The organism is Pedobacter sp. ASV12 (genome assembly GCF_016429155.1).
In the GTDB taxonomy this organism is placed as follows: domain Bacteria; phylum Bacteroidota; class Bacteroidia; order Sphingobacteriales; family Sphingobacteriaceae; genus Pedobacter.
Genome location: NZ_JAELUC010000112.1, coordinates 1 through 9,409, shown reverse-complemented (window position 1 = coordinate 9,409; position 9,409 = coordinate 1). Strand labels below are relative to the sequence as shown.

Sequence of the window (9,409 nt, the reverse complement as noted above, 5' to 3'; positions counted from 1 at the left end):
CCCCCCCCCCCCCCCCCCCCCCCCCCCCCCCCCCCCCCCCCCCCCCCCCCCCCCCCCCCCCCCCCCCCCCCCCCCCCCCCCCCCCCCCCCCCCCCCCCCCCCCCCCCCCCCCCCCCCCCAAAAAAAAATTTTTTTGTCGTGGTTCGTCGGCAGCGTCAGATGTGTATAAGAGACAGATTTTTCACACTCAAATATATCAAAAAAGTTACAAATAATCAACATTCATTTATCCATCTGTCCCAACTGGTATATAGTTACCATAATTATTATTTGAAGAATAAAAAAATAATAGCAGTTAAGGAAATAATTAAATATTATACTTTGCCAATTGGAGATGAAGGAAGTAAATTTGGGAAGATAATCTCATTTATATATATTAAATGGTAATGAAATTTTAAAGCAGAATAAGTATAATCTGAAGACGGAGTTAAATTATGAACAAAAAGCAGTTGATATTATGGATATTTATAAAGAAATTCTAATAAGTATAAGAAGTTCTGAATCAAGTGTATAAACTTATATAGGAAGTCATAAGCCTAAGCGTATTGTTGTCTGTCTGCTCGTATTTGGCATCCTTTACCAGGTACCTGCAGCTGCTAGGTATTTTGGAGGACAAATGCCTGTTTAATCAAATCAGCCTTGGCCTTGCATAAGGTGGTTGTTTATCGCATAATGTTCATAAATGCCCAAAGTGGTTTAGATGCTATTGAATAAACCAAATGTAGAACGAAGGTTGAAAAAATGCCTTAAAAATAATCCTCAATATTCCCCTTGCCTTCACGTACCACCTCAAAATCCCCGCCCGTACAGTCGATTACGGTAGAAGCTTCGTTGTCGCCGTAGCCACCGTCGATCACCAGATCAACCAGGTCTTCGTATTTTTCGTGGATCAGTTCCGGATCGGTAGAATATTCGATCAATTCGTCGTCATCTTTGATAGAGGTAGAAATAATAGGATGGCCCAGGGCTTCTACAATCTGCCTTGCAATGTTGTTGTCGGGTACGCGTATGCCCACCGTTTTTTTGTTCGAGCTCAGCAGCTTGGGTACATTGTTGTTGGCGTTAAAAATAAAGGTAAACGGACCTGGGAGCGCCTTTTTCAATACCCTGAAAACCGTAGTGTCTATGGGCTTGATGTAATCTGAAATATGCCTCAAATCTGAACAGATAAAAGAAAAGTTGGCCTTTTCTGGCTTGATGCCTCGGATGCGGCAGATTTTTTCGATGGCTTTTTGATTGGTAATGTCGCAGCCCAAGCCATAAACCGTATCGGTGGGGTAAATGATCAACCCGCCTTTTTGCAGTACCTCCACCACTTGTTCAATGGCCTTCGGATTCGGATTTTCAGGATAAATTTTGATTAGCATATGTAAAAATAACAAAATTACGGCGCTGCTTGTTTAACATCGTAAGATTATAATTACATTTAATAGACGGTTCATGCTCGCTTAGCGTTAAAGCATTTGCTACTTTTGGACCAATCGGTTTGTATTGATTTCAAAATTTTAGAAACAGCATTAAGACGATAGATTATGAGAAAAGCTTTTGTTGCCATTGCCGCATTCCTGGTGGCGCTCACCATTATGTTGGGACTTACTTATGCACCCCTGTGGTGGTTGTTTATCTTTACCGGACCTTTTGTGGTGCTTGGTGTATACGACTTGTATCAGCCTAAACATAGTATCGTAAGGAACTATCCGGTTTTTGGTCGCCTCAGGTATTTTATGGAGGAACTGAGGCCTAAAATCTATCAGTATTTTATAGAAAGCGATACCAATGGCAAGCCTTTTAGTCGCCTTAACCGCTCGCTGATCTACCAACGCGCCAAAAAAGACAATGATACCATTCCCTTTGGCACCCAATTAGATGTTTACGAAAACGGCTACGAGTGGCTGAGCCATAGCATTGCCGCCATTAGCCACCACGAACTGGATTCCAATCCACGGGTATTGGTGGGTGGGCCAGAATGTACCCAGCCTTATTCGGCCAGTATTTACAACATATCGGCCATGAGCTTTGGTTCGCTGAGCCAAAATGCCATTCTTGCGTTAAATGGCGGTGCCAAAATGGGCAATTTCGCGCATAACACTGGCGAAGGTGGCATTAGCGATTACCACAGCGGACCGGGTGGCGACCTGATCTGGCAAATCGGAACGGGTTATTTTGGCTGCAGAAACCACGACGGCTCTTTCAATTACGATGCCTTTGCAGAAAGATCTAAAGCACCTAACGTAAAAATGATCGAAATCAAGCTTTCGCAAGGTGCCAAGCCAGGTCACGGCGGTATCTTGCCGGCTAAAAAAGTAACGCCTGAAATTGCCCGCATCCGTTTGGTAAAAGAGGGTTTCGATGTAATTTCGCCACCTGCACACACCGCATTTTCTACGCCGATAGAAATGATGGAGTTTGTGAAAAAGCTACGTACCCTTTCTGGTGGCAAACCCATAGGTTTTAAGCTCTGCATCGGTCGCAGGAGCGAATTTTTTGCCATCTGCAAAGCCATGATCGAAACCGGTATTTATGTAGATTTTGTTACCGTTGATGGTGGCGAAGGTGGTACCGGCGCCGCACCGCAAGAATTTTCTAATGCCGTAGGTATGCCATTGCGTGAAGGTGTTGCTTTTGTATACGATGTATTGAGTGGCTTCGGGTTAAAGAAACATATTAAAATCATTGCTTCGGGCAAGGTGGCTTCCGGATTTGATTTAGTGAAAAACATTGCCCTCGGTGCCGATCTATGTAACTCGGCCCGTGGTATGATGTTTGCCTTGGGCTGCATCCAGGCATTAGAATGCAATAGCAATACTTGTCCAACTGGTGTGGCTACCCAAGATCCTAGTTTGATGAAGGGCTTGGTGGTAGAAGACAAAACGGTTCGCGTATTCAATTTCCATCAGGCTACCGTGCAAAGCGCGGTCGAATTGTTGGGCGCGGCAGGCTTACGCCATCCTTACCAGCTTACCCGTGCCTACATTAACCGCCGTACTTCGCAAAACATGATGCAGAGCTATATCGAAACCTTTCCTTACATACCAGAGGGAAGTTTATTGCAAACGCCTTATCCTTTGCAGCACGAATTGGGCATGGCCTTGAGCACATCGGCCAGTTTTGCGCCCACCGATTACAAAGTTTCATTGGTCGATTACCAGCATGCCAGTGCGCATCACGAGTAAAAGTCGATTTTAAACAGTATAAATCCAAATGGCTAAAACAATTTCTAAAGACTTCAAGATCATTCCGTTATTGTTGGTCTTGCTGTCTTTTTATTACCTCGCAATTTTTGATAAACAATACCCCAAGCTGGTATTTGTGTTAATGGTACTTTCAATTGTTTTTTTGTATTTCTATATCATCAGGGGCAATTTATCACTTAATCTGTTCAAAAACATCAGAAAACAGGAGGGAAGGATTTTGTTTTTTCTGGTAGCTAATGCGGTGCTGCTGATTGCAGTGATGATAGAAGAGCTGGAGTTTGATTATAAAAATCTCGCACTAAACATTGCATTTATAGCGATGAAAGCTGTTTTTACCCTGGAGATTTTGGTAGCTTACCTCATTAATTTTGCTAAGCCTGAAGAGCCTGCGCTTTTAGAGGATCACTAAGGCAACACAAAAGAAAATAAAAACCCGTTCTGCTGCAATTTACAGAACGGGTTTTTTATGCGAAAACTGGCAAAGCCGTGGTAGACTGGGCTTAAAACTCGGCTCCTTTAGGGAATCTCGGGAAAGCAATTACGTCTCTGATGTTGGTCATGCCGGTTACGAACAGTACCAGGCGCTCAAAACCCAATCCAAAGCCGGCGTGTGGCGCCGAACCGAATCGGCGGGTGTCTAAATACCACCATAATTCTTCTTCCGGAATGTTCATTTCAGCCATGCGCTCGGTCAATTTGTCTAAACGCTCCTCGCGTTGCGAACCACCAATCATTTCGCCGATGCCCGGAAACAGGATGTCCATAGCGGCTACGGTTTTGCCATCGTCGTTCATGCGCATGTAAAACGATTTGATGTCTTTTGGATAATCGGTTAGGATTACCGGCTTTTTGAAATGCTTCTCTACCAAATAGCGTTCGTGCTCCGACTGCAAATCTGCTCCCCACTCGTCAATCAGGTATTTGAATTGTTTTTTCTGGTTCGGTTTCGACGATTTTAAGATCTGAATAGCCTCAGTGTAAGTTAGGCGCTCAAAATCGTTGGCCAAACAGAAATCGAGTTTTTCCAGTAAAGAAAGCTCGCTTCTTTCTTGTTGCGGCTTTTGTTTTTCTTCTTCCAACAACCTGTCGTTTAAGAAAGCCAATTCGTCTTTGCAATGGGTCAGGGCATAATTGATAACATATTTCATCATGTCTTCGGCCAATTGCATATTGTTTTCCAGATCGGCAAAGGCTACTTCTGGCTCAATCATCCAGAATTCGGCCAAATGGCGGGTCGTATTTGAGTTTTCGGCCCTAAATGTTGGTCCGAAAGTATAAATTTGTCCGAAAGCCATGGCCGCCAATTCGCCTTCCAACTGTCCAGAAACGGTCAGGTTGGTAGAACGGCCAAAGAAATCTTCCTTAAAGTCAACTTTTCCATCTTCGGTGCGTGGCGTATTGTCGAAATCCAAGGTGGTTACCCTGAACATTTCTCCAGCACCTTCGGCGTCGCTGGCGGTAATGACCGGCGTGTGCATATAAACAAAGCCCTGTTCGTTAAAAAACTGATGTATGGCAAAAGCCAAGGCATGCCTTACCTTAAAAACGGCATTAAAAGTATTGGTACGGAAACGCAGGTGTGCTTTTTCCCGTAAAAACTCCAAGCTGTGTTTTTTAGGTTGCAAAGGATATTCTTCTGCATTGCTGTCGCCCAATATTTCAATGTGGCGGGCTTTGATGTCAACCTTTTGGCCCTTGCCCAATGATTCGACCAAAGTGCCCTCAATAGCAAGCGCGGCGCCTGTAGTAATGCGTTTAAGCAATTCTTCGGGCGTATTGGCAAAATCTACTACAATTTGGATATTGCCCATGCAAGAACCGTCGTTTAAGGCTATAAACTGGTTATTGCGGAAGGTACGTACCCATCCCATTACTTTAACTTCGGTGTTAAATGCAGTAGACTGCAGCAGGTCTTTGATTTTTTCTCTCTTGATCATTGCGAATTGCTTTATAAGGGGGTCAAAAATAAGGATTTAAACCTAAATCCCGATGGCTTTTGTCCATTGTTTTTTATAAAATACATTTTTTCTTTGTGGCGAAATATGTTTAAGTTTGCTTTCCGCTAAATCCTTATTAAGTTTTGCAGATTCTCGGTAAAAAGTTAGATGGCAGTCGACTTATCGGTACACCTGAATTGTTTTCTTTAGAAGAGAGGATATTCAATACCGTATGCATCATTGCCTTCATTACCATGTGCTTTGAGGTGCCGTTCAACTTTTTTATCGGCTTGGCGGTTCCGGCAGGTCTTTGCATCTTTGGCGTAGTCTTTTCGGCCTACATGTATTACCTCTCTCGCTTTAGGCGGAAATCGTCTCTGGGCATCAAAGTGTTCTGCATCGTCTGCAATCTGGCTTTTGCCATCAACTATTTCTATAATTCGGGCGTTTACGGGCCTAACCTGTTGCTGTTCAGCCTGGTTTTTCTGATGGTTATTGCGGTAATTCCCAAAACACACTTTAAGATTTGGATTCCGATCAACATCTTGCTGGTATTTGTCATTTTGACCGTTGAGTATTTTTATCCAAATGCGGCGCCAGACGTATACATCAGTCGCCTGAGCAAGGTAATCGATTTTGGGGTGACCTATTTCGTCGTGGTTATTTTAACCTATTTTGCCATTAGCTACATCAGGAAAAATTACGATGCCGAGCGTTTTTCTGTCGATGAAAAGAACAAAGCCATCGAACAGCAGAAGCTGGAGCTGGAAAGGATCAATTCTGAAAAAGACAAGTTGTTTTCGGTAGTGACGCATGATATCAGGATGCCACTCAACTCCATACAAAGTTATCTGGAGCTATTAGACGGAAGCGATTTGGGCGTAGAGGAACGTGCCCAAATCAAAAAGCACCTGCTTCAGGTTACAAGAGATACTTCTGCTATGGTTACCAACGTGCTTTCTTGGTCTAAAGCACAGATGGCTGGCTCGAGAGTCGATTTGGCGCCTGTGAATGTAAAAGATGCGCTGATGAGCGGCCTGAATATCGAAAAGAGCATTTCGCAGCGGAAAGGAGTGAGGCTTGAAATTGTTAGCGAAGACAACCTGCATATTATTGCCGACTACCACATGTTTCAGCTCGTGGTGCGCAACCTGGTGAGCAATGCCATTAAATTTACCGAAAAAGGAGGTCAGGTTACGGTAAGCGCAAAACGAATAGCCAATGTTGGCTGTATAGAGGTTCGAGATAACGGATTGGGTATCAGTAAGGAACGACAGCATAAGCTGTTTCAGCTTAAGGCTTCGTCAACTTACGGCACTAATAAGGAAAAAGGGGTGGGCCTAGGCTTGTTGCTGTGCAAGGAATTTACCGATTTGCAGGGTGGCACCATTGCATTCGAGCCTAATGGCCATAAAGGCTCTGTTTTTACGCTTAGTTTCGCCTTAAGCGCTAATTAAGGGGCAGGGTTACATAAAAGCTGGCTCCTGTGTCTTTTCCTTCACTGGCGGCCCATATCTTGCCCTTGTGCAATTCAATTAATGTTCTTGCGATAGAAAGGCCAACACCATGGCTGTATTCCTTGTGGGTTGGAACAGCGCTCAGTTTTGCGAACTTGATAAACAGTTTGTGCATGTCGGCTTCGCTCAGGCCCTGGCCTTCATCTTTAAAAACAATCATCAGGTTTTCGTCGGCCTTGCTCAGTTCGATGTAGATTTTAGTATGCGGGTAACTGTACTTAATGGCATTGCTCAATAATTGGGCAAAGGCATCGTGAAGCCTCTTGGCATCCCCAATTACAAGGGCGTTAGTGGTGTTGCTCAGTTGCACGCTCAGGTGTTTTTGTTGTATCCTTAGCTCGAAATCACGTATCACAAGTTCCAGTAAGTCATGTAGGTTTACCTCCTGCATGTTGAGCCTGAAGTTACTGTTTTCTAGCTGCGAAACTTCCATAGCTTGATCTATCTTGGCCAAGATGCTGCCGGTGGCTGTTTTGATCCTGTCGGCAAAATTATTAACGATGTCGGCATCGTCTATTTTCTTTTTGATGATTTCTGTGGCCAACGAAATGGTGGTATTTGGATTTTTGAGGTCGTGTGCCAGTTTGTTGGTCAACTCGGTTTGTACAGAGGCGACCAGTCTGGAACTTAGGCGCATTTCCAGCACATCGATCACTAAGGCGGCCAGCGATTGCAGCATGTCCAATTTTTGTGTTGCGATTTCCTTAGGCTTTTCATCGAATACGCTCAAGGTACCAACGGCAAGGCCTTCGGGACTGAGCAAGGGCACAGCTACATAAAAAGCAATTTGGTTTGCCGCTAAAAAGGGATGGTCGAATATTGCTTGTGTTGTTGACGCTTGATTAAATAAGGTCAATTCGTTGGTTGAAATGGCCAGGGCAGCCAGGCTTCCTTCGCGTGCGATACCGTCTGTTCCGAGCGGACCTACATTGCTTTTGATAAAAACGCTATCGTGGTCTATAAAGCAAAGTTGCGCCATTGGCACCTCTAGTAGCTGTGCTGCTAAATGGGTAATCCTGTCGAATGGATTTTCGGGCGGGGTTTGTACAATGCTATAGTCGTGAAGCTTTTGAAGGCGAAGATGTTCGTTCGTCGGAATGGCAGTTGATGGGGTGTTTTTCATAGAGCCTACATTGCAGGTATTAGTTCTTTACAAAGATAAATAATGGATTTGTTTTTAGGTGTTTATGTTTTAGTAGGTTTTTTTGAATTTAAATTTGAAATTTTAATCATTTTTTGGCTTTTGTTATGATTTTTTTGACTTTATTTTAAATTTATTATGTGTTTTTTTTGATTTTTTGTGTTTTTAATTTGTTTTTAATTTGTTTTTAATTTGTTTTTAGTGTTTTTTTTAGTTAATTTTTATGTTTTTTTGTTTTTGATTTATTTATTTAATGGTTTTTAAATAAAAAACATGTAAAAAAATATTTTTTATGATTTTTTTACAATATTTATTTTATATTTGTGGTGTTCATACAAAAAAGTACATTTATATTTGGTTTGATTAAAGCTCTGGTTGGATGACCAGAGCTTTTTCATTAAAAAAAATGATTTTTTAGCCTAGAAACTTAACTAACCTAACAACTATAACCAAAAAGACCAGCTCGATTACTCGGCTGGTCTTTTATTTTAAGGCTAGATGTTGAAGCCTACCCTTAATCTTTATGTTTTATTAAGCTAATACTTTGCTTACCAAGTCTGCTGCTTCTTTTAAAGCAATGGCTGAGTAAACTTTCAATCCCGAATCGTCGATCAGTTTCTTCGCTTCTTCGGCATTGGTGCCTTGTAAACGGCAGATGATTGGAACTGGTACATTGCCGATTTCTTTATAAGCATCAATTACGCCTTGAGCAACCCTGTCGCAACGTACAATACCTCCAAAAATATTGATTAGGATGGCTTTTACGTTTGGATCTTTCAAGATGATGTTGAAAGCGGCCTTTACGGTTTGCGCATTGGCCGTACCGCCTACGTCTAAGAAGTTGGCAGGCTCGCCGCCGGCAATTTTAATGATATCCATGGTTGCCATGGCCAAACCAGCGCCATTTACCATACAGCCCACGTTACCGTCAAGCTTTACATAGTTCAGGTTGCTTTCGCTGGCCTCAACTTCTGTAGGATCTTCTTCGGTTTTATCGCGCATGGCGGCGTAGTCTGGGTGACGGAACAAAGCGTTCTCGTCTAGATTTACTTTAGCATCCACTGCAATGATTTTATCGTCGCTGGTTTTTAGAACCGGGTTGATTTCGAACATGGCAGAGTCGGTTTGATCGTAAGCTTTGTACAATGCGGCAACGAATTTAACCATTTCTTTGTGCGCGGCACCGCTTAAGCCCAGGTTGAAGGCGATTTTGCGCGCCTGAAAGGCTTGCAGGCCAACTTTAGGGTCAATTTCTTCTTTGAAGATCAAGTGCGGCGTGTGTTCGGCCACTTCTTCGATATCCATACCGCCTTCGGTACTGTACATGATAATGTTAGTTCCATTGGCACGGTTCAACAAAACGCTCATGTAAAACTCGCTGGTTTCAGACGGACCTGGATAGTATACGTCTTGCGCTACCAATACTTTGTTTACTTTCTTGCCTTCGGGGCCTGTTTGAGGGGTTACCAGTTGCATACCCAAAATATCGGTTGCTCTTTGTTTAACCTCGTCTAGGTTTTTGGCCAGCTTTACGCCACCGCCTTTGCCCTGTCTCTTATACACATCTAAAAGAGGGGGGGGGGGGGGGGGGGGGGGGGGGGGGGGGGGGGGGGGGGGGGG

8 protein-coding genes are annotated in these 9,409 nt (G+C 43.5%); 3 read left to right on the top strand and 5 right to left on the bottom strand.

Annotated features, from left to right (window positions below):
* A partial coding sequence (locus tag JHD69_RS17925) for a hypothetical protein (protein ID WP_199141717.1) occupies positions 1-222 on the bottom strand: 222 nt, incomplete at its 3' end.
* Between the two features lie 524 nt (positions 223-746).
* Positions 747-1,367 (bottom strand): L-threonylcarbamoyladenylate synthase, encoded by a 621-nt coding sequence (locus tag JHD69_RS17920; RefSeq protein ID WP_199141716.1) that lies wholly within the window; start codon positions 1,365-1,367, stop codon positions 747-749.
* A 165-nt stretch (positions 1,368-1,532) separates the two neighbouring features.
* Here JHD69_RS17920 and JHD69_RS17915 point away from each other — a divergent pair, with 165 nt between their 5' ends.
* Both JHD69_RS17915 and JHD69_RS17910 read left to right on the top strand, forming a co-directional pair.
* On the top strand, positions 1,533-3,173 hold the full coding sequence (locus JHD69_RS17915; protein WP_199141715.1) for an FMN-binding glutamate synthase family protein: 1,641 nt from the start codon (positions 1,533-1,535) through the stop codon (positions 3,171-3,173).
* 28 nt (positions 3,174-3,201) lie between these two features.
* Positions 3,202-3,603 (top strand): hypothetical protein, encoded by a 402-nt coding sequence (locus JHD69_RS17910; RefSeq protein WP_199141714.1) that lies wholly within the window; start codon positions 3,202-3,204, stop codon positions 3,601-3,603.
* 91 nt (positions 3,604-3,694) lie between these two features.
* Here the strand turns inward: JHD69_RS17910 and asnS are convergent, their stop codons facing one another.
* Entirely contained in the window at positions 3,695-5,131 is a 1,437-nt protein-coding gene (gene asnS, locus JHD69_RS17905; protein ID WP_199141713.1) for an asparagine--tRNA ligase, read from the bottom strand.
* Between the two features lie 143 nt (positions 5,132-5,274).
* Between asnS and JHD69_RS17900 the strand changes: the two genes are divergently transcribed.
* Positions 5,275-6,588: an ATP-binding protein gene (locus tag JHD69_RS17900; RefSeq protein WP_199141712.1), complete on the top strand. Its 1,314-nt coding sequence runs from the start codon at positions 5,275-5,277 to the stop codon at positions 6,586-6,588.
* Here JHD69_RS17900 and JHD69_RS17895 read toward each other — a convergent pair.
* A complete protein-coding gene (locus JHD69_RS17895) occupies positions 6,581-7,771 on the bottom strand; it encodes a GAF domain-containing sensor histidine kinase (protein ID WP_199141711.1) in 1,191 nt (396 codons plus the stop codon). The two genes, JHD69_RS17900 and JHD69_RS17895, sit on opposite strands and share 8 nt — an antisense overlap.
* Positions 7,772-8,320: 549 nt before the next feature.
* A partial coding sequence (sucC, locus tag JHD69_RS17890) for an ADP-forming succinate--CoA ligase subunit beta (RefSeq protein WP_233166026.1) occupies positions 8,321-9,409 on the bottom strand: 1,089 nt, incomplete at its 5' end.